Source organism: Amnibacterium sp. CER49 (assembly GCF_029846255.1).
Taxonomy (GTDB): domain Bacteria; phylum Actinomycetota; class Actinomycetes; order Actinomycetales; family Microbacteriaceae; genus Amnibacterium.
This window is the reverse complement of record NZ_JARVWQ010000002.1, coordinates 310,327-335,552: the sequence shown is the minus strand read 5'-3', so window position 1 is coordinate 335,552 and position 25,226 is coordinate 310,327. Positions and strand designations below refer to the sequence as shown.

Below are 25,226 nucleotides of genomic sequence, written 5' to 3'. Positions count from 1 at the left end.
GGTACGGGGCGCGGCGGCATCCGCTGCGGCAGGGTGGGCACCAGGCGTCCGCCCGGAGCGAAAGGAGCAGTCGATGCACCTGGCCGTCACGACGGAGGGCGACGGCCCGGTCCGGGTCGCGCTCGTGCACGGGGTGGTCGGCTCGTCGCTCGGCTGGCACGACCTCGTGGCGGCCGCCGAGGCCGCGGAACCGGGTCGGTGCACGTTCCTGCTGCCCGACCTCCGCGGGCACGGCGCCAGCGCCCGCGCGGATCGCTACCGGATGACGGACTTCGCGAGCGACCTCGTCGAGACGCTGCCGACAGGACTCGACTGCGTCGTCGGTCACTCGCTCGGCGGCCGGGTGCTGGCCGACGCCGTCGCCGCCCTGCAGCCGGAGCGTGCCGTCTACCTCGACCCCGGCTTCACCGTCGGGCTGCCGACGACGGGCCCCGCGGCCGCCCTGTTCTGGCACCTGCCGGGCCTCGGACCGGTGCTGAACCGGCTCTACCGGCAGACGGACCGGCGGTGGGGTGCGGACAACCGGGCGCGCGCCCGGGCCGGGCACCGCCGCTTCGATTCCGCCGCGCTGCTGCCGGTGCTCCGGGACGCGGCGGAGCACCCCGTCGTCCCCGCGCCCCCGGCGGTGCCGTCGACGGTCGTGCTCACCGACGACGGGTTCCGGGTGGTGCCGGATGCGCTGCTCGCCGCGCTGACGGACGCCGGATGGGACGTCCGGCGTCTGCCCGGCGTGCGCCACGACCTGCACCTGCAGGCGCCGGAGCGCACGTACGAGCTGATCCGCGACCTGCTCTGATCCGAGCTGCTCCGTAGGCCGGCTCTCAGGCGGCGCCCGCGTCCTTGCCCTGCCGGAGGCGGCGCCGCTCGTCGGCGAGCTCCGCGGACGCGCGCATCAGCGCGATCCGCACCTCGATCGCCGCACGGCGGGTATCGGTCTCGGAGACCGGCGGGAAGCCGAGCAGGAACGGCAGCAGCCGTTCCGCGAGCACGAGCCGCACCCGTCGGTCGGTGATGTCGTGCCCGAACCACCGCGGCTCCTCGAGGTAGTACGGCAGCACCGCGAGCACCACGCTCGCCGCGGAGATGCGGGCGGCGGCCCCGAGCGGGTCGAACTCGCGCTCCATCGCGAGGATCACGAGCTCGTCCTCGGTGAAGACGCGGTCGACGCGTTCCTCGAGGCACGCGCGCAGGTCGCGCTCCGCCGAGGCGTGCCGCTTCGCGCGCCGGCCGGTGAGGCCGTCGCCCGTCAGCGTGAAGAACGCGGCGAGCAGTTCGTCGGCGCCGGCGTGAGCGTGCACTTCGAGCTCCATGCGGGCACCCTTCCGCGGGCCACCGACAGCGCGCGCGACCGGAGCGCGTCCGGCGCTCAGGTCGGCGCGGAGCGGCGGACGGGAGACTGGGGCGGTGTCCCCCGCCGAGCTCCGCCTCTGGTACGAGGACTACCTCGACACCTGCAACCGGCACGACCTCGACGGCCTGCGCGACCTGCTCGCGCCCGACGTGCGCCGCGCGCACCTGCCCCGCGGCGCCGACGCGTGGCTCGGCGACCTCGACGCCCTCTTCGCCGCGTTCCCCGACTACCAGTGGAAGCGGATCACGCTCGTCGTCGAAGGCGACCGGATCGCGGCGCACCTCCGCGCCCGCGGCACGCACCGGGGCGCGTTCCGCGGGATCCCGGCGACGGGACGGCACGTCAACGCGGCCGAGTTCGGCTTCTACCGCGTCGAGCGCGGACGCATCGTGGAGTTCGCCGGCACGGCCGACGACGCCGAGCTGCTCGCTCGGCTGCGCTGAGACCGGTTGCTGGGAACGCGCTCAGCGGAGTCGCAGCACCATGGCGCCGTGCATGAGGACGCCCGGCTCATCGAGGCCCGCCTCGCCCGCTTCGTCGGGGAGCGCATCGAGCCCGCGGTCGTCCGCGCCCGCGTCGCGCTCGACGTCACCGCCTGGACCGCGCCGGGCGAGCCGGTGCCCTTCGCCGAGGCCGCCGCCCAGGAGTTCGCGCCGTTCGCGATCGGCACACCGTGGGGCGCCGCGTGGGGAACGACCTGGTTCCGCGTCACGGGCGCCGTGCCCGAGGGCTGGCACACCGGAGCAGGAACCCGTGTCGAGGTCGCCGTCGACCTCGGCTTCAGCGCCGCCCAGCCCGGCTTCCAGGCCGAGGCGCTCGCCTACCGCCCCGACGGCACGCCGCTCAAGGCGGTGCAGCCCCGCACCGCGTACGTGCCCTGGCGCGCGTCCGACGGCCCCGTCGACCTGCTGCTCGAGGCGGCCGCGAACCCCGACGTCGCGGGCGGCTGGTTCTTCCGGCCGACCGCGCTCGGCGATGTGACGACCGCGGGCGACGCCCCGCTCTACGTGCTCCGCGCGCTCGACCTCGTCCTCGTCGACGAGACGGTCGACGAGCTGCTCCAGGACGTCACGGCGCTGCGCGGTCTCATGGCCGAGCTGGAGCAGGACCGCAGCCGGCGGAGCGAGATCCTCCGCGCGCTCGAGCGGATGCTCGACGTGCTCGACCCGGTCGACGTCGCCGGCACCGCTGCGGCCGCCCGCGCCGAGCTCGCGGAGACGCTGTCGAGGCCGGCGACCGCGAGCGCGCACCGCGTCGTCGCCGTCGGCCACGCCCACATCGACTCGGCGTGGCTCTGGCCGACCCGCGAGACCGCCCGCAAGTGCGCCCGCACCTTCGCGAACGTCGTCGCGCTGATGGACGAGCACCCCGACCTCGTCTTCGCCTGCTCGTCCGCGCAGCAGTACGCGTGGGTGAAGGCGGCGCAGCCCGCCCTCTACGAGCGGATCCGCGAGAAGGTCGCCGAGGGCCGCTTCGTCCCGGTCGGCGGCATGTGGGTCGAGTCGGACACGAACATGCCCGGCTCGGAGGCGATGGCCCGTCAGTTCGTCGCCGGCAAGCGGTTCTTCCTGCGCGAGTTCGGCGTCGAGTGCACCGAGGCGTGGCTGCCCGACTCGTTCGGCTACTCGGCCGCCCTGCCGCAGATCGTCCGCGCCGCGGGCGCCACCCGGTTCCTCACGCAGAAGATCTCATGGAACCAGACGAACCGGATGCCGCACTCGCCGACCTCGCCCGCTCGGAGCGGCACTTCGCCGACAAGGGCGTCGCGACGACCGCGCTGCTGCCGTTCGGCTACGGCAACGGCGGCGGCGGTCCGACCCGCGAGATGCTCGGCTCGGCGCGGCGGTTCGCCTCGCTCGAGGGCTCCCCCGCGGTCCGCATCGACACCCCGAAGGGCTTCTTCGACGCGGCGGAGGCGGAGTACCCGGAGGCACCGGTCTGGGCAGGCGAGCTCTACCTCGAGCTGCACCGCGGCGTCTACACGTCGCAGCACCGCACGAAGGCCGGCAACCGGCGCAACGAGCGGCTGCTCCGCGAGGCCGAGCTCTGGGCGACGACCGCCGCGGTCCGCACCGGCGCCCCCTACCCGCGCGAGGTGCTCGACCGGTGCTGGCAGACGGTGCTGCTGCTGCAGTTCCACGACATCCTCCCCGGCAGCGCGATCGCCTGGGTGCACCGCGAGGCCGAGCAGCGGCACGCCGAGGTGACGGCCGAGCTCGAGGCCGTGATCGCCGATGCGCTCGCAGCGCTCACGGGGAAGGGCGAGCTGCCGCTCACCGCGAACGCAGCGCCGCACGAGCGGGACGGCGTGCCGGCGCTCGCGATCGCGCCGGCCGTCGCGCCGGCGGATTCCGTCGAGCTCACCGAGGTGCCGGACGGGCGACGGCTCACGAACGGCCTCGTCACGGTCGTCGTCGACGCCGAGGGCACGATCGCCAGCCTCCGGGCCGGGAGCCCCGATCGGCTCGGCCGCGAGGTCGTGCCGCCCGGCGCCCGGATCGCGGCCCTGCGGCTCCACACCGATCTGCCGAACCTCTGGGACGCCTGGGACCTCGACGCCCACTACCGGCGCAGCGTCCGGCCCGCGCCCGCTCCGGAGTCCGTCGCGGTCGAGACCGGCGACGACGGCACGATCGCGGTCGTCGCCGTGCGCCGCACCGCCGCCTCGACGATCGTGCAGCGGGTGCTGCTGCGCCCGGGCGCGCCCGAGGTCGAGGTCGAGCTCGATGTCGACTGGCACGAGCGCGACACCCTTCTGAAGCTGGCCGTCCCCGTCGACGTCCGCGCCGAGCAGGTCGCCGCCGAGACGCAGTTCGGCCACGTGCAGCGGCCCACGCACGCGAACACCTCCTGGGACGCGGCGCGCTTCGAGACCTGCCAGCACCGCTTCCTCCACGTCGCCGAACCGGGCTTCGGCGTGACCGTCACGAACGACGACTCCTACGGCTACGACATCGAGCGCGACACGCGGGAGGACGGGGGGACGACGACGACCGCCGGCATCTCGGTGCTGCGCTCCCCGCGCTTCCCCGATCCTGAGACCGACCAGGGCCGGCACGTGCTCCGGTACGGCATCGCGCCGCACACGGGCATCGCCGACGCGGTCCGGCTCGGGTACCGGCGCGGCGGTCCGGCGCGCGTCGTGCGGGGCGCGCACGGCGTGGCACCGCTCGTGACGAGCAGCGATCCGGCCGTCGTGATCGAGACGGTGAAGACAGCCGAGGACGGGAGCGGGGACGTCGTCGTGCGGCTCTACGAGTCGCTCGGTGGCCGTGCATCGACGGTGGTCCGGCTCGACGCGCACGTGCGCGACGTGCAGGTCACCGACCTGCTCGAGCGCCCGCTGCGCCCGGCCGAGCGGGCCGACGGGGGCGGCGTGCCGCTCGCGCTGCGCCCGTTCGAGATCGTCACCGTGCGCGTGGCGCTCGCCCGCTGATGCCCGCCGTCGCCGCACCGGACCTCGAGGCGCTGCGGCGGGCCTGCTACGCCCCGGGAGCGACCGACCACGATCGCGAGCGGTACCGCGCCGCACTCGCCGCGCGCGAGCCCGCGGCTCCGTCGTCGGGAGGCGCGGCGCCGCCGGCGCTCCGGCAGCGACCACGGCAGCGGCGGCGTCCGGCCCTGCTGCTCGCGCTCGCCGTCGCGGCCGGCGCGTGCACCGCGGCCCTCGCCGCGCCGCACGCGGCGCCGCAGGTCGCGTCGACGCCGAGCGCGTCCGGCTCGACGTTCGCCTCGACCTTCCTGCGCGCGCCGAGGACGGCCGCACCGGCGCCCCGCCCGAGCATCGGGCATGACGCCCGCACCGTCTTCCTCGCGAACCTCGGCCGTGGGCGGGCCGCCGGGATCAGCGGCTTCCTCGCGGCGAACCCGACCGCCGCCCTGCTCCACGCCGACCTGTCGACGATCGTCGAGCTGCACGGCACCGGTGCCGCGACCCGCACGATCGACTCCGACGCGTCGTGGGTGGTCCCCGGCCACGCGACCGTCCTCTTCGTGCTCGGCTCCCCCGCGCGAGCCGGCTGGGCGGCGTATCGGCGCTACACCTCGGGCGGCGGCTCGAGCGCCATCGCCGGCCGCGTCGGCACCCGCGCGGCCGGCGCGCTGACCGTGACGACCTTCGACTACGGCGCGGGTGCGCGACCGGTCCGGCTCACGGTCGAGGCGCCCGATGGCGTGGCGTGGGGCGCCGCGGTGCTGCTCACCCGCTGACCCCCTCGCGCCCGAAACCGCGTCGGGCCCGCGCTCGCGGCGCCCGTAGGTTGCTGCCATGACCCTCGTGCAGCTGCGCGTGTTCCTCGCGGCCGCCCGCCTCGGCTCCTTCACGGCCGCCGCGGCCGCGATGCACATGGCGCAGCCGTCGGTGTCGGAGTTCATCCGGCGCCTCGAGGACGCCTACGGCACCGTGCTCTTCGTCCGCGGCGGCCGCGGGCTCGTGCTCACCGCGGCGGGCGAGGCGCTCCTGCCGATCGCCGAGCGCACGGTCGCGGGAGCCGACGAGGCCGACCGCACGCTCCGCGCGATCACGTCGCTCTCGGGCGGCACCGCGTCCTTCGGGCTGCTGCGGAACGCGAAGTACTACCAGCTCGAGTCGCTCGTCGCCGAGTTCCACGCGCTGCACCCGGAGGTGCGGCTGCGGGTCATCGGGGTCAACTCCGTCGAGGTCGCGAGCGCGGTCGCGTCCGGCGAGATCGAGGCGGGGCTCGTCGTGCTCCCGGTCGACGACGAGGGGCTGCAGATCCAGCCGCTGCGCCGCGACGAGGTGCTCTACGCGAGCGCGGACCCCGCCCGGATCGCCGTGCCGCCGACCACCTCGGACCTCGCCGAGCGGCCCCTCGTGCTCTACGACGCGCACTCCGGCTGGCGCGACCCGACGCGGCGGCAGCTCGCCGACCGCGCCCGGCTCGCCGGGGTCCGGCTCGACGCGGTCGCCGAGGTGGAGCAGGTGGAGTCGGCGCTCGCGCTCGTCGCGGCCGGTGTCGGCGACACCTTCGTCTCGCGCGCCGTCGCGCAGTCGACCCCCGCGCAGTCCGTCGGCTTCACCCCGTTCGCCGAGCCGCTGCACGACACCATCGCGCTCGTGCAGCGCGCCGGCACGACCCTGTCCCCCGCGACCGCCGAGCTGCTGCGCCTCGCGCGGCGCATGGTCGAGTCGAGCCCGCTGCTCGAGCCGGTCGGCTGAACCCCGCCGGGGCGGAGCGGATCCGGGCCTCAGCCCTCGGCGCCCTGCCGCCCGAGCCGGATCGTCGCGGTCGCTCGGTGGGCCGCCATGCCCTCGGACGCCGAGATGACGTCGACCGCGTCGGCGAGCTCGTGCGTCGCCTCCCGCGCGACGCGCTGGTAGGTGAGCGGCTTCAGGAACCGCGCGACCGACAGGCCGCCGCTGTGCTTCGCGCCACCCGCCGTCGGGAGCGTGTGGTTCGTGCCCGCCATGCCCTTGTCCGAGTAGGCCACCGTGCTCCAGGGCCCGAGGAAGAGCGAGCCGTAGTTGCGGAGCCGGTCGTGGTACCAGGCGTCGTCGGCCGTGAGCACCTCGAGGTGCTCGGGCGCGAGGTCGTCCATGAGGGCCGCCGCGGTCTCACGGTCGTCGGCCACGGTGATCGAGCCGTAGTCGCGCCACGCGGCGCCGGCGATCTCCGCCGTCGCGAGCGTCTCGAGCTGCCGTTCCACCTCGGGCGCGACCGCCTCGCCGAGGGCGCGCGACGTCGTGACGAGCGCCGCCGGCGAGTTCGGCCCGTGCTCGGCCTGCCCGAGCAGATCGGCTGCGACGAGCTCGGCGTCCGCGGTGTCGTCCGCGATGACCGCCACCTCGGACGGGCCGGCGAGCAGGTCGATCGCGACCCGGCCGAACAGCTGCCGCTTCGCCTCCGCGACGAACGCGTTCCCCGCGCCGACGAGCATGTCGACCGGCGCGTCGTCGAGCAGCCCGAACGCCATCGCCGCGAGTGCCTGCACGCCCCCGAGCACGACGACCCGGTCGACGCCCGAGCACGCGGCGGCGTAGACGACGGCGTCGTTCGCCCCGCCATCCGGCTGCGGCGGCGTGCACGCGAGCACGGTCGGCACGCCCGCGACCTTCGCGACGCCGACGCTCATGAACGCGCTCGCGGTGAGCGGGAACCGGCCCGCGGGCAGGTACGCCCCGACCCGGCCGACCGGCACGTGCTTCACGCCGGTGACGAGCCCCGGCACGAGCTCCGTCTCGAAGTCGGCGAGGTGCTCGCGGGTGACCCGCGCGAACGCCTGCGTCCGCTCCGCCCCGAGCTCGATCGCGGCGCGGAGGTCGGCCGGCAGGCGCTCCCCGCTCGTCCGCACCTGCTCCGCCGTGAGCTCCGGCACCGACTCCTGGCGGTCGAGCCGCCTCGCGTACTCGAGCACCGCGTCCATCCCCCGACGCTCGATGTCGAGCAGCATCGCCGACACCGTCTCGACGACCTTCGGGTCGCGCTGCGCCGCCGGGGCGTCGACGCCCGGCTGCTTGACGAAGGAGTAGCGGCCGCTGAGGTGCTCGAGCACCGAGGGGGTGTAGCGCATGCCGCGAGCCTAGGAAGCGCATCCCCGACGTCCCAGGCGCACCTGCCGCTGCTCGGCATAGGGGAAACCTCTGCCTCGGCGCCGATGCTCGGCCGACCCGCAGGTTCCGCCTATGACGCCCCAAGGTTCCGGTGGACTTGTCGCACGGGGCCGTCGTCCCTAGCCTGCCCCCAGCGCGCGGAACGCCGACCGGCAGCGACGCCGGCCCGCGCCCACATCGAGGAGGACTGCATGACGGTCGAGACGTCAGGGACGGGCACGTCGGGCGCGGCGTCGGGCGGAGGCCTGAAGCGCGAGCTGAAGGTGCTCGACGCGGCCGCCTTCTCGATCGGCCTCATCGGGCCGGTCGGGGCGATCGCCCTGCTCGGCACCGGCGCCGCCGGGATCCTCGGCAAGGGCGCCACCTGGGCCTTCATCTTCGCGCTCGTCGGCGTCGCGCTCGTCGCCTACTGCTTCGTGAAGCTCTCCCGGTACATCGCGCACACGGGCTCGGTCTACGCGACCGTCGGCCTCACGCTCGGACCGCGCGCCGGGTTCGTCGCCGGCTGGGCGCTGTTCCTCGGCTACTTCGCGATCGGCGCGGGCTCGACGATCGAGATCGGCCTCTTCTTCACCCAGCTGCTGAACGATCTCGGCATCAAGGCGAGCCCCGACTGGCTGCTCGTCGCGATCATCGCGATGGTGCTCGTCGTCGTCGTGATCCGCAGCGAGGTGCACATCATCACCCGCGTGCTGCTCTACGCCGAGCTGATCGGCGCCGCGCTCGTGACGATCCTCTCGATCATCATCCTCATCCGCCTCGGCGTCGGCGCCGCCCCCGGCGACCAGCACCTCAGCTGGCAGTTCCTCGCCCTGCCGCAGGGCACGGACATCTCGACGATCGCCGGCGCCGCCGTGTTCGGCTTCCTCGCTTTCGCCGGCTTCGAGGGCGCGGCGACCCTCGGCGAGGAGACGACGCACCCGAAGCGCGACATCCCGCGGGCGATCATCATCGCGGTCTCGGTCGTCGGCGCGTTCTACCTGCTCACGATCATCGCCCAGACCCTCGGCTACGGCACCTCGGACGCCGAGGTGAAGCACTTCGTCTCTGCCGGCGCGCCCTTCGGCGACCTCGGCCGCGCGTACGTCGGCGCGTGGCTCGCCGACCTGCTCACCCTGTCCGCCACCGTGAGCCTCTTCGCGATCTCGGTCGGCACGCTCTCCGGGGCCGGCCGCGTGCTCTTCGCCCTCGCCCGGGGGGCCGGCATGCAGGGCTCGGTCGCCCGCGTGGCGAAGAACGGCGCCCCGATCGTCGCCCTGTTCACCTCGGCCGGACTCGCGACGGTCGTCATGATCGTCATCCGGATCTTCGGTGCGCCGGTGCTCGACGCGACCTTCTACGCCCTCACGATCGGCACGATCGCGCTGCTCGTCGCCTACGCCCTCGCCACCATCGGCGCGACCCGGTTCCTGTTCTTCGGCGGAAGGACCAGCACGCCGAAGTGGCAGATCGTCGTGCCGATCCTCGCGTTCGCGCTCGTGCTCTACACGCTCTACAAGAACACCGTCGGGGTCACGGGGGCCTACGTGTGGTTCCCCTACCTGGTGCTCGTGTGGCTGCTCGTCGGCATCGGCATCTCGTTCCGGCCCGGCCTCGCCGAGCGCACGCGACAGAGCCTCGAGTCGTCGGACGTGCCGTGACCCGCGTGACCGCGGTGCAGCTCGCGCCGCGGGTCGGCGACCTCGTCGGCAACGTGCAGCGGGCGACGACGGCCCTCCGCGACGCGCTCGAGCAGGGCGCGGACGTCGTCGTGCTGCCCGAGCTCGCCACCTCCGGGTACGTGTTCGAGACCGAGGACGAGGCGCGAGCCGTCGCGGTGCGTCCCGACGCCCCGTTCTTCGCCGAGTGGGCGCGGCTGCTCGGCAGCCGTCCCGGCGCGGTGCTCGTCACCGGCTTCGCGGAGCTCGCCGACGAGGCGCTCTACAACTCCGCCGCGGTCGTCACCGCGGACGGCGTGCAGGCCGTCTACCGCAAGGTGCACCTCTGGGACCGCGAGCGGGTGTTCTTCCGGCCGGGGAACGCCGCGCCGCCCGTGCTCGACACCCCGCACGGTCGCATCGGCGTGATGGTCTGCTTCGACCTCGAGTTCCCCGAGTGGACGCGGATGACGGCGCTCGCGGGCGCCGACCTGCTGGCCGTGCCGACGAACTGGCCGCTCGGCCCGCGTCCCGAGGGCGAGCGGGTGGCGGAGGTGCAGATCGCCATGGCGACCGCCCGGATGAACCACGTGGCGATCGCCTTCGCCGACCGCAGCGGCCGCGAACGCGGCGTCGACTGGTCGGAGGGCACGGGCATCGTCGGCGCGGACGGCTGGCTGCGCGACAGCGCGGGCAGCGGCACGGGCAGCGCCTCCGCCGACCTCGACCTGCTCGAGTCCCGCGACAAGGGCCAGACCGAGCTCGTCGACCTCTTCGGCGATCGCCGTCCCGACCTCTACCGCGGCCTCGAGGGCGCCGGTTCCTAGCGATCGCCGCGCGCCCGGCGCTGGCGCTGCCGAGGTCCGCGCGGCAGGCTGAGGCACCGGCGAGGTGAGGCGGGCTGCATGGCGGGGACGCTCGAGCCGACGCGGGTGCCCACGGCGCTCGGCGAGCTCGCCGTGCACGCGCTCGGCGCCGGGAGGCCGACCGTGCTCTGGCACGCACTCTTCACCGACGGCTCGAGCTGGGGCTACGTGCTGCCCTCGCTGCTCAAAGGGCGACGGCTGCTCGTCGTCGACGGTCCGGGCGCGGGCCGCAGCGCACGCCTGAGGCGCCGCGTGCCGTTCGCTTCGGCGGTGGGCGCGGCGGGCGAGCTGCTCGAGGCGCTCGCGCCGCGCGAGACCGTGGACTGGGTCGGCGACGGCTGGGGCGGCGCCGTCGGGATCGCGCTCGCCGCGGATCGGCCGGAGCTCGTCCGCAGCCTCGTCGCGATCGCCGCGCCGCTCGAGCCGCCCGCGGGCGAGGAGCGCCGCCGCCTCCGCCGGCTGCTGCGACGGCTCTTCCTGCTCGGCCCGATCCCACCCGTCGGCCCGGCGCTGCTCGACCGCCTGGTCGCGCCCGAGGCGCGCTCGGATCCCTCGAGCGTCGGGGTGGTGCTCGACGCCGTGCTGCTCGCCGGCCGAGTCAGCGCCGCCCGCGCCGGGTCGAGCTTCCTGCTCGGGCAGCCCGATCTGACCGCGCTCCTCCCCCGGATCGACGCCCCCACGCTGCTCGTCGCGGGCGGCGACGACCCGTCCTGGGGCAGCGCCGACGTCGACCGCGCGGCCGCGCTCGCACCGTTCGCGCGCTCGGCGGTGGTGCCGCGCAGCCGCGTGCTCGTGCCCGTCGAGCAGCCCGCGGCGCTCAGCACGCTGATCCAGGGCTTCTGGGCCTCCCTCGAGACCCCGGACTGACGGGCGCCTCCTCACGCTCACCGCCCGCTCAACCGCACGGCGGAGGATCGCCGCCATGGACCGCGACAAGAACGACCCGAAGGACCCGCTGCGCGAGGAGCCCGAGGAGCTGCAGGACCCGACCGCCGGCCAGGACGGTGACCTGCCCTTCCCGGGCATGCCGGCCGCGAGCGGGCCGATCACCGGCACCGACCTCGACGGCGAGCAGGACGACGCGAAGCGCTGACCTGAGCGGTTGCGCTAGCCGACGCTGAGCAGCACCGGCGCGCTCGTGCCGGCCGCGTTCACGGCGCGGATCGAGACGGTGTAGCGCTGCCCCTTCACGAGCCCCGCGAACGTGAAGGTGCGCGTGGCCGCGGAGGTGCGGGTGACCGGCATGAGCCGGCCGCTCGTGTCGGTGCCGCTGCGGTGGACCGTGTACCACTGCACCGGCATGCCGCCGGTCGAGCCGACCGCCGACCAGTGCAGCGTCACCGCGTGCGCCGTCGCGCTGCTCGTGACGCGCACCGTGCCGCCCCAGAGCGGCGCGGTCGCGGCGGCCACGGTGCGGACGACGGCGGCGCCGGCGCCGTTCGCGGTGACGGCCCGCACCGTCACGGCCGTCGGCCGTCCGGCGACGAGCCCGGTCACGGTGTACGAGCGCGCGCTGGCGGCCAGCGGCACGCTCGTCGAGCCCGCGGTCACCGTGTAGCCCGTGATCGCGGAGCCGCCGGTCGACGTCGGGGCCTGCCAGGTCAGGGTGACGGCGTGAACGCCGCGGCGGACGCCGAGCGCGGTCGGTGCGGTCGGCACGGGCTGCGCGCCGACGCCGGTGACGAAGCCGGTGGTGGTGGTCGCCTCCTGGCTCTCGGCCTCGACGAACGACCAGTCGAGCTTCGCGCGGCCGGCGGCACCCCACTCGGTGCCCCACGAGTTCTGGATCGTGACGCCGGTCGCGTCGTAGCCGAGCGCGACGACGCTGTGACCGCCGAGGACCTGCTGGCCCGACACGTCGGCCTCGCCGAGGGTCGAGTCCGTGGCGTCGAGCGCCTCGAACGCCCGGTAGACGGGGAACGCGAGGTGCACGGGGTGTCCCGCGGCGAGCTGGGCCTCGATCGCCGGCTTGGCTGCGGCGCCCGGAGCGGTGGTGCCCGCGTAGAGCACGACCTCCGGCGCGAGGCGGTAGCGCGAGGCGGACGCCCGCTCGGCGGCCGTCGGGCCGTGCTGGAAGTCGTAGGCGCCCTGCAGGTAGTCGTCCGCGAGGTCGATGCCCTGCTCGGCCGCGACGCGGTACACGTCGGACGTGTACTGGCCGCCGCCGTCGGACGTCGCGGCGAGGTGCACCTGCGAGTAGAGGTACATCGGTGCGAAGTCGAGTGCGACCCCGGCCTTGCGCGCGTACCAGCCGGCCATCGTCCAGCCGACAGCCCACGAGGTGCAGGAACCGAGCACGCCCTGGTCGCCGACGGGCGGAGCCCAGGCGGTGAGGTCGACGGACGCGGGGAGCGCCGTCTGGACCATCGGCCGCGCGGCGGCCGTCGGAGCGGTCCCCGGACGCAGCACGGCGCCGGTGCCGTGGTGCGCTGCGTCGGACGGAGCGGCGCCCGAGGGCAGCGGCGCGGCGACGGCCGGCGTCGCGATCCCGGCGGGCAGCAGCACCGCGGCGAGCATCGCGAGCGCGCGCAGACCCTTGTTCATCGAATTCCCCCGGCGCGGCGGATCCCGTTCCTCCGCGCGGGGTCGACGTTAGTTCCCGCAGACGATCCGCCGATATGCCGCATCCGAGGGGCAACGCCTGGTGCTCGGCGCGCAGCGCTCATCCGGACCGCTCATCCCGCCTTCTCATCCCGCTCCCCGGCGTGGACGGCAGGCTGCCGCCATGTCGAGCACCGAGCAGCACCCGCCCGAGATCGAGCAGCCCGGCGCGCTGCCCCGTGAGCAGCCGGCGCAGCAGGCCGACCCGCAGGAGCGATCGGGCGACCGGCCCGGGGCCGAGCAGGACACGTACGGCGAGCCCGGCGAGCAGGCGCCGACGACCGGCGACGGCGAGGCCGTGAACGACGAGGACCTGCCGCTGCCGAACCGCCCGGCGAACGAGCGCCTCGCGAGCGACGACCTCGACGGCGAGGTCCCCGACTGATCCCGGACTGATCCCGGGCTGCGCCGACCACGTCGGGCAGGCGCACATCCCATGCGCCTAACGTCGGCGCATGGTGGTCGGGGGCGTCGTCGCGGCGTTGATCGGCGCGGTGGTCCTGGCCCTCGGGGCGCAGTTCCAGAACCGCGGGGTGCGCTCGGTCGACGAGCGCAGCCCGGAGGGCGTGCACTCCGGGTTCAGCCTCCGGCAGCTGCTCACCCTCGTGCGCACCGGCGGCTGGCTGCTCGGCACATCGTTCCTCGTCGTCGCGATCGTGCTGCAGCTCGTCGCGCTGCTGCTCGCCCCGCTGCCCGTCGTGCAGCCGCTGGGAGTGCTGTCGCTCGTCGCGACCGCCCTGCTCAGCCGCCCGCTCGACCACTCCCGCCTGCACCGCCGCAACGTCGTCGGCATCGTGCTCTGCGTCATCGGCATCACGGCCTTCGTGCTCACCGCCGCGGCCTCGACCCGCTCCTCCCCCGCCGGCATCCCGGCGGTCGTGCCGGTGCTCGCGCTGCTCGCCGCCGTGCTCGTCGTCGTCGGCGTCGGCTGGCTCGTCGGACGGAAGCGGATGCCGCCGCTCGCCTTCGCGCTCGGCGGCGGCGTCTGCTTCGGCTTCGTCGCCACCCTCATGAAGATCGTGCTCGACCGCGCGGGCGCCTCGCTGCACCACGGGAGCCTCGTCGACCCGACCACGCCGTTCACGCTGCTCGTCGTCGCTGCGGCGGCGGTCGCGGGGCTCGCGGGCATCTCGCTCGTGCAGATCGCCTACGGCTCGGGCTCCCCCGACATCGTCGTCGCGGCGCTCACCGTCATCGATCCGCTCGTCGCCGTGTCGGTCGGCATCGGGCTGCTCGACGAGGCGCGGGGCGCCCCGCCGTGGAGCTTCGTCGTCTTCGCGGTCGCCGAGGCGGTGGCGATCGGCGGCGTCCTGCTCATGGCGCGCAACCCGCCGACGCCGATCGACGAGCCGCAGCCCGATCAGGCCCGGGACGCCGCCGGATCGCCGGACGCCGCCGAGGCGGCGCCGCCCGCTCCGGAGGCCGCGAGCTCGAGCACGTAGCGGAGCGTCGGGCCGTCGCGATCGACCTCGTGGAAGCCCGCCCGCGCCAGGGTGCGCCGGCAGCGCTCGTTCGACTCCTCGGTCGTCGCCCGGACGATCCGCGCCCCGAGCGACCGCCCCGCCAGCTCGAGCGCCGCGCGGACCATGCGGCCACCGAGGCCTCGGCCCCAGTTCGAGCTCGGTCCGATGCTGAAGCCGAGCTCGATCTCGCTGAGCGAGAGCCGCGTCAGCTCGACGACGCCGACGACGCGCTCGCCCTCCACGGCGCCGAGCCACGTCACGCCGCGCCTCGGCGCCTCGATCGCGCGCTCGAAGTAGCGGAGGTGGTTGTCGCCGTCCGGCAGGGACCATCCGGCCGCCCGCCGGAAGACCTCGTCGCGGCCCCAGGACGCGAGCACCGGGGCGTCGCCGTGGCGAAGCGGACGCAGCACGACGGTGCTCAGGTCCGTCATCCCGGCCTCCCGCATCGCTCGTCGGTCAAGATATCCAAGTCCCCGGACGGATCGACAGCCGATGCTTCCCCGGGCGCTACCGTCGCACCATGGCCGGCCCTCCCGATCCTGAGCGCGCCCTCGCCGAGTTCGAGCAGCGCCTCGACCGCAGCGCCTTCGGCTGGGCGACCCGCGCCTCCTACCGTCGGGAGAGCGCCGAGGAGGACGTCGCGCTCCGCGCCGCGACGAACCTGCTCACGAAGGCGTCGCGGCGGCTCGATCTCGGCCAGGACACCGCGGCGCACGACCTCGCGCGGCGCGCGCTGGCTCAGGGCGCCGGCGCCCTCGCCGCCTCGCTCCTCGTCTTCGACGCCCTCACCGGGCGGATCGCGCGTGGCGGCGACGACGTGCTCGATCCCGTGCTCGTCGAGCTCGGCACCCTGCCGGCGCCGATCGCGCTCGAGCTCGCCCGGAACCTCGACTCCCTCGTCGCACTCGGCGTGCCCCCGGCGCTCGAACGGCGGGTCCGCGCGGTCGTGCCGTCGGCGCCCCGGTTCGACGAGCCGCTCGAAGCCCTTCCCGATCCGGACGAGCGGCTCCGCGCCGTGCTCGATCTCCTCCGTCTCGCCGAGCGGATCCGCCGGGGCTAGACGGCGGTCAGCGCGGCTCGCCCGGCGCCAGACCGAGCGCCGGCAGCACCACGCCGTCGATGATGGACAGCGCCCAGTCGCGGTCGACCGGCTTGCGCTGGACGATGGTGCGGAACGCGGTCATGGACGGGGCGATGTGCGCCACCGTGTCGATGTCGGTGCCCGGGGCGATCTCGCCGCGGTCGCGGGCGCGCTCCATGAGCAGGCGGTTCACGCGGGCACGGGGCTCGACGATGGCCTCGTTGACCGCGTCGGCGAGATGCGGGTCGCGGGACAGCATCGAGACGAGCCCGCCCATGACCTGCGCCTTGCGCTGCGCGTCGTCGAGCGAATGCGGCCGGATCAGGGCGACGAGGTCGCCGCGGAGCGTGCCGGTGTCGGGCAGCTCCTCGAGGGTCGACGGCGCCTGCTTCATGCACGCCACCGCGTCGATCACGAGTTCGGCCTTCGAGGGCCAGCGGCGGTAGACGGTGGCCTTGCCTGCCTTCGCGCGCGTGGCGACCATGTCGACGGTCATGCCGTCGTACCCGCATTCGGCGAGCACGTCGACGGCGGCGGCGAGGATCTCGGGATCGCGGGAGTGGTCCCGCTTGCGGCCCGGCCGGCCGGGCTGGTCTGCCGCGACCTCATCGGGGCCGAGCACCTGATCGGTCTGCGTCATCGCGGACGTCTCCTCCATCTCGGGCCCGATCATACCATATTGCGACACGGACACGTTCAGGAACTGGTCATATCCGGAACCTGACAGTTCCGTATAGTCTTCGAGCATGACCTCGCTCCAACCCCCCGCTTCCGCCGGAGCCCCGCAGCCCTCGAACCGCCGCTGGTGGACGCTCGCCGTCGTGGCGCTCGCCCAGCTCATGGTCGTGCTCGACGCCACCGTCGTGAACATCGCGCTCCCGTCGGCCCAGGCCGACCTCGGCTTCGGCGACGGCGACCGCCAGTGGATCGTCACCGCCTACTCGCTCGCCTTCGGCAGCCTGCTGCTGCTCGGCGGCCGCCTCTCCGACCTGATCGGCCGCAAGCGCACCTTCTTGCTCGGGCTCGTCGGCTTCGCCCTCGCCTCCGCGCTCGGCGGCGCCGCGCAGAGCTTCGGTCTGCTCGTCGCGGCCCGAGCGCTGCAGGGCGTCTTCGCCGCCGTGCTCGCTCCCACCGCCCTCGCGGTGCTCACCACCACCTTCACCGTGCCGAAGGAGCGCGCCCGCGCCTTCGGCGTCTTCGGGGCGCTCGCCGGCGCGGGCGGCGCGGTGGGGCTGCTGCTCGGCGGCCTGCTCACGCAGGACCTCGACTGGCGCTGGAACCTGTACATCAACGTGTGTGTCGCGGTCGTCGCCGTGGTCGGCGGCATCCTGCTCGTGCCGAGCGCCCCGCGCACCGGCCCGCGCCCTCGCCTCGACGTGCCCGGCACGCTGCTCGTCTCGGCCGGGCTCTTCGGCCTCGTCTACGGCTTCTCGAACGCGGAGTCGGACGGCTGGGGCTCCCCCGCCACCTGGGGCTTCCTCGCCGCCGCGGGCGTGCTGCTCACGGCGTTCGTCGCCTGGCAGCGCCGTGCGGGCCACCCGCTGCTGCCGCTCGGCATCCTCCGCGACCGCAACCGCAGCGCCGCCTACGCCTCGGTGATGGTCGCCGCGATCGGCATGTTCGGCGTCTTCCTGTTCGTCACCTACTACGTGCAGACGACCCTCGGCTACTCCCCGATCCAGACCGGCGTCGCGTTCCTGCCGATGATCGGCATGCTCGTGCTCGCCGCGCAGCTCGGGACGAACCTGCTCGTGCCGCGCTTCGGCCCGAAGGTGCTCGTGCCGATCGGCATGGCCCTCGCCGCCACCGCGATGGTGCTCCTCTCCCGCCTCGGCGTGCACAGCGCCTACGCGCCGGACGTGCTCGTGCCGCTGATGCTCATGGGCGCCGGGATGGGCTCGATCATGCCCGCCTCGATGCAGACCGCCACGCTCGGCGTCGACCGCCGCTACGCCGGCGTCGCCGGCGCGCTCGTGAACACGAGCCAGCAGGTCGGCGGCTCGATCGGCACGGCGCTGCTCAACACCCTCGCCGCGACCGCCGCCACGGACTACGTCGCCGCGCACCAGCCCGCGACGGCCTCCGCCGCGAAGGCGGTCGCCGCGGCCGCCGCCGTGCACGGCTACGGCGTCGCGTTCTGGTGGTGCGCCGGCTTCTTCGCCTTCGGCGCGGTGCTCGCAGGCGTCGTGTTCCGCCGCCGCTCGCAGGGCCTCAGCCTCACCTCGACCCCGAGCACCGCAGGGCCGGTCGCCTCGACGCCGAGGCCGGGCACGTCCGTGCCGCAGCCGCGGCTCGAGGCCGCCGCGGAGCCGATGCTCATCGACGTCTGACGGACGAGGACGAGGCCGGGCTCCTCGGAGCCCGGCCTCGTCCTCGCCTAGACCTGCACCGGCACCTCGTACACCTGGTCGGTGGCGTGGCCCGCCCGCTCGTGGATGCGCATCACCGCCTCGCGCGACGGCCCCGAGGAGAGGCAGAACACCTTGCCGCTCTCCGGGTCGAGCCACGCCTTCTCGAAGTGGACGCCCTCGGACGCCTCGATGTCGAGGTCGGCCTGGTGCGCCTCGGCGAGCTGCTCCTGCGTGACGCCCACGAACCCGTCGTGCACGTCGATGAATGTCGGCATGGCGTCAGCGTCCTCCGACAGCGGCCGTCGGGACGGGCCGTCCGGCCCGGGTCGGAGGTCCCGCACGCGGCTCAGATCCGCAGCGACACCTCGACCACGTCACCGACACCGACGCCCTCCGCGTCCTGCAGCAGCTTCTTGATCGGCACCACGTAGCCGCCGTCCTTCGGCCAGAGCGACGTGCGCGCCTCGGTCGAGCCGATCCGCACCCTCGCCGGGATCATCCCCCAGCCGTAGGTGACCGTCGGCGCGAGCCCGGCGAGCACCGCGGCCTCCTCCTCGGGCACCGTCACGAAGTGGAACGGCGCGGGTCCGCGCCAGAACCACACCTCGCCCGAGAACCGGAGGTCGACCACGGGGCCACTCTCGCACTCCGTGGGGTCCCACCATCCGCGCAATAGCCTGACGAGCGGCCGCTGCCCGATCGAGGAGGATCCATGCCCGCCAGCCTGACCCGCGCCGAGGCCGAGGAGCGCGCGGCGCTGCTCGCCGTGGAGCGCTACGACATCGACGTCGACCTCACCGGCCTGCTCGACGGTCCGACGATCCGGGCGACCTCGACGATCGCGTTCACCTGCCGGACCCCCGGCAGCAGCACCTTCGTCGACGTCGTCGCCGACGTCGAGCGGGCGAGCCTGAACGGCACCGAGCTCGACGTCCGCACCGTCGCCGACGGGCGTCTGCCTCTGCCCGGCCTCGCTTCGTTCAACGAGCTCGTCGTTGTCTCGAGCCAGTCGCACACCGACGCCGGGCAGGGCGTGCTGCGGACGGTCGACCCGAAGGACGGGCTCGTCTACCTCTGGACGACGTTCGAGCCCGACGAGGCCCGACGGCTCTGGGCGTGCTTCGACCAGCCGGATCTCAAGGCCGTGCACCGCTTCACCGCCCTGGCGCCCGCGACGTGGACCGTCACGAACAACAGCGCGCCCGAGAAGGTCGAGCCGGAGGGCGACGCGAAGCGCTGGACGTTCCTGCCGACCCCGCCCCTCTCCCCCTACGTCACCGTCGTGAACGCGGGCCCCTTCCACCAGGTGCGCCGCACCGTCGGCGGCTACGACCTCGGCCTCTACTGCCGCCAGTCGCTCGTGCCGTTCCTCGAGCGCGACGCCGACGAGCTCTTCGACCTCACCGCCCGCGGCCTCGCCTGGTTCGGCGAGCGCTTCGACTTCCCGTTCGCGCAGCAGCGGTACGACCAGGTGTTCGTACCCGACATGGGCGGCGCGATGGAGAACTGGGGCAGCGTCACCCACACCGACGCCTTCCTCTTCCGCAGCGCACCGACCTTCCGGCAGCGCTCCGGCCGCGCGAACGTGATCCTCCACGAGATGGCGCACATGTGGTTCGGCGACCTCGTGACGATGCGCTGGTGGGACGACCTCTGGCTGAACGAGGCGTTCGCCTCGTGGGCGGCGACCTGGGCGATGGTCGGCGCGACCGAGTACACGGACGCGTGGGCGACCGACCTCCTCGACTCGAAGCTCGCTGGGTACCGGCAGGACATGGGGCCGGCGACGCACCCCATCCGCGGCGACGTGCCCGACGTGCAGCAGGCGATGGCGAACTTCGACGACATCACCTACGACAAGGGCGAGGCCGTGCTGCACCAGCTCGCCGCCTACCTCGGCGAGGACGCGTTCGTCGACGGCCTCCGCGCCTACTTCCACTGGCACGCCTGGGGCAACACGCGCCTCGACGACCTCATGTCGTCGTTCGCCGCCGCCTCCGGCCGCGACCTCGGCGCCTGGACGACCGACTGGCTGGACCGCGCCGGCACCGACACCCTCGAGCTCGCAGGCTCGACGCTCGTCGCCACCGCCCCGGACGGCGGCCGTCCGCGACCGCACCGGCTCGAGATCGCCGGCTTCGACATCGCGGGCGACGAACTCGTGCCGGCAGGCCGCGTGTCCGTCGAGGTGTCGGGCCGCGAGACGCCGATCGAGCTGCCCGGCGGATCCGTGTCGCTCGTGAACGCCGGCGACCTCACCTTCGCCGCGGTCCGTCCCGACGCCGCGTCGCTCGTCGCGCTCCGCGCGCACGCGGCGAAGCTGCCCGACGCCCTCTCGCGCACCCTCGCGGTCACGACGTTCTGGGACATGCTCGTGAAGGGCGAGCTCGAGGGCGAGGCGTTCGCCCACGTCGTCACGGACGTGCTCGCGGTCGAGACGAGCCCCGCCGTCGTCGAAGGGCTGCTCACCCTGGCGCTCTCGGCCGTCGAGCTCTGGACGCCCACGGACCGGATCCCGGAGCTCGCCGCCCGGCTCGCCGCGACCGCGGAGACCCTCGCGGAGTCCCGGGAGCACCGGCAGCCGGCGCTCCGCACGCTCGCCGCGGTCGCGACCGAGCAGGCGCAGCTCGACCTGCTCGAGCGCGCCGCCGCGGACGACGTCGACCTCGCCTGGCGGGTGCTCATCCGGCAGGCCGAGCTCGGCCGGCTCGACGACGCCGCGGTGACCGCCCTGCAGGAGCGCGACCCCGACCCCGACGCCTTCGCCTCAGCGCTCGCCGCCCGCGGCGCGCGGCCGGACGCCGAGGCGAAGCGCGAGCTCTGGCAGGCGATGATGATCGAGCGCCGCGTGCCCGCCGGCCCAGCCCGCGGCCGCGTCGCCCGCAGCTTCTGGCGGCCCCTGCAGGGGGAGCTGCTCGCCGAGTACCCGATGCGCTACCTCGAGGTGCTCGCCTCGTTCGGCGACGCGGGCATGCTCGGCCAGCTCGGCATCATCCGCGGCATGTTCCCGTTCGCGGTGCTCGACCAGTCGTTCCTCGAGGCCGCGACCGGCGCCGCGCACCAGGACGGCGTGAACCCGACGGTACGCACCACACTGCTCGACGGCGTCGACACGGGCCGCCGCATGCTCGCCGCCCGCGACGCCGGCTAGGAGGCCTGCGCGAGCTCCGTGCCCGGTGGCACCACGACCACCGGCGCGGGGCTCAGCAGCATGCCGCCGTGCGTCACCGGCCGCCGGTCGCGGGGCGCGGCGTCGTCGCGGCCGATGACGAGCAGCGACGCCGACCGCGCCTCCGCGAGCAGCACGTCGGCGGCGCGGCCGCGGAGCACGTGCTTCGCGACCGGCAGCCTCGGGTAGCGCTCCTTCACGGGCGCCAGCGCGTCGTCGACCATCCGCTCGAGGTCCCGCAGCTCGCGGGCCTGCGCGACGGACTCGCCGGGCAGCGCGCCGAGGCCGACGCCGAGCAGCGGCTTCGGCACGTGGACGGCGACGAGCCGCTGGTGCCGCCGCGTCGCCTCCTCCGCGGCGCTGAGCACGACGCACGGGTCGTCGTGGGGACCGGCGATGCCGACGACGACCGCGCTGCCGCCGCGGAACGCCTGCGGCACGACGGCCACCGGCCCCTCGGCATCGAGCACGACGCGGTAGGCGGTCGACGTGCGGTGCCCGAGCCGCGACTCCTCGTGCTCCCGGCCGCCGAGCACGAGCAGCGCGTCGGGCGCCGTCCGGCCGGCGAGGGTCTCGACCAGGTCGCCGTGCTCGTGCGCCACCGCCACCGCCGCACCGGGCCGCTGCCGCCGCAGCGCCTCGGCCGCCGCCTCGGCGTCACGGTGCGAGGGATCGGCGCGGCTCCCCCGCCCGTCGACCTCGACGAGCTCGATCCGCTCCGCCTCCGGGTAGTGCCGTCCCGCCCACTCCAGGGCCTCGCCCGCCGCCGCCGAACCGTTCCAGGCGACCACCACGCGCCGCGTCATGGAGGCAGTGATACGCCCGACCGCGGGCCGTGTCCAGAGCGCGCGGTCGAGCAGGTCAGACGCCGCGCCGCCAGGCGAGCTCCTGCAGCTCGTAGCTGTTGCCGTCCGGGTCGGCGAAGCCGGCGTAGCGCACGCCGCCACCGACGTCGACGGGCTCGCTCACCGCGACGCCGCGCCCGCGCAGCTCGGCGATCGCGCCGTCGAGGTCCGTCACGACGAGGTGCAGATCGCGGATCGGGCCCCCGTCGCGCTCGTAGACGGGCAGCCCCGAGCCGAAGCCGATGGAGCACGCCGAGCCGGGCGGCGTCACCTGCACGACCCGCACCCCGGGCGCCGGCTGCACGTCGTGGTCGAGCACGAAGCCCGCCTGCGCCGTGTAGAAGGCCTTCGCGCGGTCGACGTCGGCGACCTGCACCACGACCAGCTCGAGCAGCATGTCCACCATCTCGTCCTCCAGTTCCTCGGCGTCGTCGCGCCATCGTCAGCACGACGAACGGCGCGCGCCCCGGAGGACACGCGCCGCCCGTCTCGTGCAGATGGTGTCAGTCCTCGACGACCACCTTGCCGACCATCCCCATGTAGTCGTGGAGCGCGCAGATGTAGGAGAACGTCCCCTCCTTCGTGAACGTCACGGTGAAGCTCGCGCCCGGCGGCTGGATCCCGGAGTTCAGGTTCCCTCCGGCGTAGTGCTTCGGGTCACCCGACGGCGGGAACGGGTTCGGGGGCTCCTGACCGAACGTGACGGTGTGGGGAGCGCCCATCCCGATGTTCGCGAACGTGACGGACTGCCCGACGCGCACGTGCACGGTCGGCCGGATGAAGCGCATCACCATCGCGGTCCCGTCGTCGTTGCCCTCGAGCACCCTGTGGTTGCTCGCGTGCTCGGCGGTCTCCTCCCACAGGTCGTAGCCGTCGCTCAGGATCCGGTTCGCGGCACGGACGCCCTGCGCGTCGTACTGACGCTGCGTGTACGGGTAGTGCGCCCCGGCGCGCTGCACGTGGACGACGCCCTTCATGGCGGCGCCGTGGAGGAGGCACCAGTAGGTGAAGGTGCCGCGGTGCGGGAAGCGCAGCGAGTAGCTCTGCACCGGGGTGATGCCGAAGCCGAACTGCGCCTCGGTCGTGAGCACGCCCGAGTTGTAGTAGGAGTGCCCGTCGTACGAGGAGCCGCCGACCACCGTCGTCTGCTGCGGGTTCCCGGGGTTGAACGGCTGCGTGCTCGCGAGGGTCTGCCCGGCGGCGAGGAAGGTCACCGTGTGCGGCTCGGCCGAGTTGGCCACCCAGTGGACGGTGTCGCCGGCGTCGATCCAGATGTTCTTCGGCAGGTACGACATGCCCTGGATGGCGAGGTCGTGCGACTGGTTGCCGGCGAGCACCCGCCAGGTGACGGGATGGTGGTGCGCCGGTGAGGTCGCCGCGCCCATCAGCGCGGCGGGCAGGAAGAGCGCGATCAGGAAGGCGAGGAGGAGCTGCAGGACTCTGCGCTCCCGACGGTACGTGGGAGAAGGCGACATCGGCCTCTACCTCTCATGCTCGAGGTTCTGCGATGCCGCGCCGGCAGAGGGCGGCGCGGCGGAACCGGGCGACCGGATGCTCGATCCGGCGTGGCCGGCGGGCCCGTCTCGAGGGCGGGGACGTCCCAGGTGCTGCTTCGACCCGCCGACGCGTGGTCCCGGTCCTCAGACCGCCGCGCGCGACGCTCCACCCATCCACGCCTCACAATCGGCGCCGGGCACGCGGCCGCGGAGCCGTCGTCACGCTGGACCCGCCGCGCAGGCGCCGCAAGAGGGCCGAAGGTCCCGGGATACGCAGAACCACGTATGGCCTCGCCCTGCGCCGCGCCCCTAGCGTCGGTGCGGCGTGCGGCGACGCGGCCGCACCTGAGCATCGCGGGAGCACGGATGACGGTCGCCATGGCCATCGCGGATCTGCAGGACGAGGTCGAGGGCCGGGTGCTCCGGCCCGGGGACGAGGGCTTCGCGGAAGCCGCGAGGCCCTGGAACGTCGCCGTGCAGCACGAGCCCGACGCCCTGCTCGAGGCCGCGAGCGCCGCGGACGTCGCGGCCGGCGTGCGCTGGGCGGCGGCGCAGAAGCTGCCGATCGCCGCGCAGTCCACCGGGCACGGTGTCACGGACGCGATGTACGACGGGCTCCTCATCAGCACCCGGCTGCTCAAGGACGTCGAGGTCGACATCGCCGCCCGCACCGCCCGCGTCGGCGCCGGCGTGCAGTGGAAGGACCTGCTGCCGAAGATCGTGCCGCACGGCCTCATCGCCCTGAACGGCTCGAGCAGCGACGTCGGCATCGTCGGCTACATCCTCGGCGGGGGCCTGCCGGTGCTCGGCCGCGCGTTCGGCTTCGCGGCCGACTTCGTGCGCAGCATCGACGTCGTCACCCCGGACGGCCGCAGCCGCACCGTCGACGCCGGCCACGACGCCGACCTCTTCGCCGTGCTGAAGGGCGGCAAGGGCAATTTCGGCGTCGTCACCGGCCTCGAGCTCGACCTCATCCCGCTGACCGACTTCTACGGCGGCAGCATCATGTACCCCGGCGAGGACGCCGAGGAGGTGTTCACCGCCTTCCGCGCCTGGGTCGCCGGGCTGCCCGACGACGCGTGCCCGTCGATCGCGCTCCTGCGGCTGCCGCCGGAGGAGTTCATCCCCGAGCCCATCCGCGGCCGGTTCCTCGTGCACCTCCGCTTCGCCTACCCCGGCACCGCCGAGGAGGGCGACCGTCTCATCGCCCCGATGCGCCACGTGTCGACGCCCGTCATGGACATGGTCGGACCGCTCGGCTACGAGCAGGTCGACCTCGTGAGCATGGATCCGGCCGACCCCCTGCCCTTCGAGAACGGCGGTGCGCTGCTCACCGATTTCGACGAGGACGCGCAGCGCGCGCTGCTCGACGTCGCGGGGCCCGGCAAGCAGTTCCCGGCGCTGCTCGTCGAGCTGCGCCTGCTCGGCGGTGCCCTCGGGAAGCCGTCGCCGGTGCTCGACGCGGTCTCGGGCCGCGACGCCGCGTGGATCACGCAGGCGGTCGGGGTGCTCGCGCCGCCGATCGCCGCGATGGTGCCGGACGCCATCGCCGCGTTCCTCGAGGCGCTCCGCCCCTGGTCGACCGGGCGGACGCTCGTGAACTTCCACGGGCGACCGGGAGACGCCGAGGATCGGGCCCGCGCCTGGAGCCCGGACGCCTACGACGCGATCACGAAGGCGAAGCGCCGCTACGACCCGGACAACCTGATGCGGTTCGGGCACGCCGTGCAGCTGCCCTCCGGCGAGCCGGCCGAGGCGGCGCTGCCGCTGCTCTGACGCCGCCCGAACCCGCCGG

General features: G+C 74.4%; 24 protein-coding genes and 1 pseudogene. 15 read left to right on the top strand and 10 right to left on the bottom strand.

The features are described from left to right. The first annotated feature begins 73 nt into the window (after nucleotides 1-73). Nucleotides 74-796: an alpha/beta hydrolase gene (locus QDR37_RS11510; RefSeq protein ID WP_279713912.1), complete on the top strand. Its 723-nt coding sequence runs from the start codon at nucleotides 74-76 to the stop codon at nucleotides 794-796. Nucleotides 797-821: 25 nt separating this feature from the next. Here QDR37_RS11510 and QDR37_RS11505 read toward each other — a convergent pair whose 3' ends face one another. After that, nucleotides 822-1,310, bottom strand: coding sequence for a hypothetical protein (locus QDR37_RS11505; protein ID WP_279713911.1), 489 nt, complete (start codon nucleotides 1,308-1,310; stop codon nucleotides 822-824). Between the two features lie 94 nt (nucleotides 1,311-1,404). Between QDR37_RS11505 and QDR37_RS11500 the strand changes: the two genes are divergently transcribed. From QDR37_RS11500 to QDR37_RS11485, 4 genes and pseudogenes are all read left to right on the top strand, one after another. Continuing rightward, on the top strand, nucleotides 1,405-1,794 hold the full coding sequence (locus QDR37_RS11500; protein WP_279713910.1) for an ester cyclase: 390 nt from the start codon (nucleotides 1,405-1,407) through the stop codon (nucleotides 1,792-1,794). A gap of 48 nt (nucleotides 1,795-1,842) precedes the next feature. Then, nucleotides 1,843-4,787: pseudogene (locus QDR37_RS11495) on the top strand (glycoside hydrolase family 38 C-terminal domain-containing protein). Next, nucleotides 4,787-5,560, top strand: a complete 774-nt coding sequence (locus QDR37_RS11490) for a hypothetical protein (protein WP_279713908.1) — start codon at nucleotides 4,787-4,789, stop codon at nucleotides 5,558-5,560. The pseudogene QDR37_RS11495 and the gene QDR37_RS11490 overlap by 1 nt, the downstream one beginning before the upstream one ends. 58 nt (nucleotides 5,561-5,618) lie before the next feature. Then, nucleotides 5,619-6,530, top strand: coding sequence for a LysR family transcriptional regulator (locus QDR37_RS11485; protein WP_279713907.1), 912 nt, complete (start codon nucleotides 5,619-5,621; stop codon nucleotides 6,528-6,530). 29 nt (nucleotides 6,531-6,559) lie between these two features. On the opposite strand, the gene hisD is transcribed toward QDR37_RS11485, so the two are convergent. After that, entirely contained in the window at nucleotides 6,560-7,882 is a 1,323-nt protein-coding gene (gene hisD, locus QDR37_RS11480; RefSeq protein WP_279713906.1) for a histidinol dehydrogenase, read from the bottom strand. A 231-nt stretch (nucleotides 7,883-8,113) separates the two neighbouring features. On the opposite strand from hisD, the gene QDR37_RS11475 reads away from it, so the two are divergent. The 4 genes from QDR37_RS11475 (at nucleotide 8,114) to QDR37_RS11460 (ending at nucleotide 11,518) form a co-directional block, all read left to right on the top strand. After that, entirely contained in the window at nucleotides 8,114-9,562 is a 1,449-nt protein-coding gene (locus tag QDR37_RS11475; RefSeq protein WP_279713905.1) for an APC family permease, read from the top strand. Further along, a complete protein-coding gene (locus QDR37_RS11470; RefSeq protein WP_279713903.1) occupies nucleotides 9,559-10,386 on the top strand; it encodes a nitrilase-related carbon-nitrogen hydrolase in 828 nt (275 codons plus the stop codon). The genes QDR37_RS11475 and QDR37_RS11470 overlap by 4 nt, the downstream gene beginning before the upstream one ends. Nucleotides 10,387-10,464: 78 nt before the next feature. After that, nucleotides 10,465-11,292, top strand: a complete 828-nt coding sequence (locus tag QDR37_RS11465; RefSeq protein ID WP_279713902.1) for an alpha/beta hydrolase — start codon at nucleotides 10,465-10,467, stop codon at nucleotides 11,290-11,292. Nucleotides 11,293-11,347: 55 nt separating this feature from the next. Further along, nucleotides 11,348-11,518, top strand: coding sequence for a hypothetical protein (locus tag QDR37_RS11460; RefSeq protein WP_279713901.1), 171 nt, complete (start codon nucleotides 11,348-11,350; stop codon nucleotides 11,516-11,518). 14 nt (nucleotides 11,519-11,532) lie between these two features. Here QDR37_RS11460 and QDR37_RS11455 read toward each other — a convergent pair whose 3' ends face one another. After that, complete coding sequence (locus QDR37_RS11455) at nucleotides 11,533-12,969, bottom strand: fibronectin type III domain-containing protein (RefSeq protein ID WP_279713900.1); 1,437 nt, start codon at nucleotides 12,967-12,969, stop codon at nucleotides 11,533-11,535. A 181-nt stretch (nucleotides 12,970-13,150) separates the two neighbouring features. Between QDR37_RS11455 and QDR37_RS11450 the strand changes: the two genes are divergently transcribed. Together QDR37_RS11450 and QDR37_RS11445 are read left to right on the top strand one after the other, a co-directional pair. Further along, a complete protein-coding gene (locus QDR37_RS11450; RefSeq protein ID WP_279713899.1) occupies nucleotides 13,151-13,411 on the top strand; it encodes a hypothetical protein in 261 nt (86 codons plus the stop codon). Nucleotides 13,412-13,481: 70 nt separating this feature from the next. Beyond that, a complete protein-coding gene (locus QDR37_RS11445) occupies nucleotides 13,482-14,468 on the top strand; it encodes a DMT family transporter (RefSeq protein ID WP_279713898.1) in 987 nt (328 codons plus the stop codon). Here QDR37_RS11445 and QDR37_RS11440 read toward each other — a convergent pair. After that, nucleotides 14,387-14,920: a GNAT family N-acetyltransferase gene (locus tag QDR37_RS11440; RefSeq protein ID WP_279713897.1), complete on the bottom strand. Its 534-nt coding sequence runs from the start codon at nucleotides 14,918-14,920 to the stop codon at nucleotides 14,387-14,389. The two genes, QDR37_RS11445 and QDR37_RS11440, sit on opposite strands and share 82 nt — an antisense overlap. Nucleotides 14,921-15,009: 89 nt before the next feature. On the opposite strand from QDR37_RS11440, the gene QDR37_RS11435 reads away from it, so the two are divergent. After that, nucleotides 15,010-15,549, top strand: coding sequence for a hypothetical protein (locus tag QDR37_RS11435; protein ID WP_279713896.1), 540 nt, complete (start codon nucleotides 15,010-15,012; stop codon nucleotides 15,547-15,549). A gap of 7 nt (nucleotides 15,550-15,556) precedes the next feature. Here QDR37_RS11435 and QDR37_RS11430 read toward each other — a convergent pair whose 3' ends face one another. After that, complete coding sequence (locus tag QDR37_RS11430; RefSeq protein WP_279713895.1) at nucleotides 15,557-16,210, bottom strand: TetR/AcrR family transcriptional regulator; 654 nt, start codon at nucleotides 16,208-16,210, stop codon at nucleotides 15,557-15,559. 106 nt (nucleotides 16,211-16,316) lie between these two features. Here QDR37_RS11430 and QDR37_RS11425 point away from each other — a divergent pair, with 106 nt between their 5' ends. After that, the gene (locus QDR37_RS11425; RefSeq protein ID WP_279713893.1) at nucleotides 16,317-17,900 is read left to right on the top strand and encodes an MFS transporter; all 1,584 of its coding nucleotides are present in this window, start codon (nucleotides 16,317-16,319) and stop codon (nucleotides 17,898-17,900) included. 47 nt (nucleotides 17,901-17,947) lie between these two features. Here QDR37_RS11425 and QDR37_RS11420 read toward each other — a convergent pair whose 3' ends face one another. Then, the gene (locus QDR37_RS11420) at nucleotides 17,948-18,196 is read right to left on the bottom strand and encodes an SCO4226 family nickel-binding protein (protein ID WP_279713892.1); all 249 of its coding nucleotides are present in this window, start codon (nucleotides 18,194-18,196) and stop codon (nucleotides 17,948-17,950) included. 71 nt (nucleotides 18,197-18,267) lie between these two features. Further along, nucleotides 18,268-18,552: a DUF1905 domain-containing protein gene (locus QDR37_RS11415; protein WP_279713891.1), complete on the bottom strand. Its 285-nt coding sequence runs from the start codon at nucleotides 18,550-18,552 to the stop codon at nucleotides 18,268-18,270. 81 nt (nucleotides 18,553-18,633) lie between these two features. Between QDR37_RS11415 and pepN the strand changes: the two genes are divergently transcribed. After that, nucleotides 18,634-21,072 (top strand): aminopeptidase N, encoded by a 2,439-nt coding sequence (gene pepN, locus QDR37_RS11410; RefSeq protein WP_279713890.1) that lies wholly within the window; start codon nucleotides 18,634-18,636, stop codon nucleotides 21,070-21,072. On the opposite strand, the gene QDR37_RS11405 is transcribed toward pepN, so the two are convergent. The 3 genes from QDR37_RS11405 to QDR37_RS11395 all read right to left on the bottom strand — a co-directional run bounded on the left by QDR37_RS11405 (nucleotide 21,069) and on the right by QDR37_RS11395 (nucleotide 23,410). Continuing rightward, nucleotides 21,069-21,896, bottom strand: coding sequence for a universal stress protein (locus QDR37_RS11405; RefSeq protein WP_279713889.1), 828 nt, complete (start codon nucleotides 21,894-21,896; stop codon nucleotides 21,069-21,071). The genes pepN and QDR37_RS11405 overlap by 4 nt on opposite strands. Before the next feature lie 55 nt (nucleotides 21,897-21,951). Then, entirely contained in the window at nucleotides 21,952-22,341 is a 390-nt protein-coding gene (locus QDR37_RS11400; protein WP_347882105.1) for a VOC family protein, read from the bottom strand. 97 nt (nucleotides 22,342-22,438) lie between these two features. Next, nucleotides 22,439-23,410, bottom strand: a complete 972-nt coding sequence (locus QDR37_RS11395) for a plastocyanin/azurin family copper-binding protein (protein WP_279713888.1) — start codon at nucleotides 23,408-23,410, stop codon at nucleotides 22,439-22,441. 399 nt (nucleotides 23,411-23,809) lie between these two features. On the opposite strand from QDR37_RS11395, the gene QDR37_RS11390 reads away from it, so the two are divergent. Then, nucleotides 23,810-25,207 carry an FAD-binding oxidoreductase gene (locus QDR37_RS11390; protein ID WP_279713887.1) on the top strand — a complete coding sequence of 466 codons (1,398 nt, stop codon included), beginning with the start codon at nucleotides 23,810-23,812 and terminating at the stop codon, nucleotides 25,205-25,207. The last annotated feature ends 19 nt before the right edge of the window (nucleotides 25,208-25,226 follow it).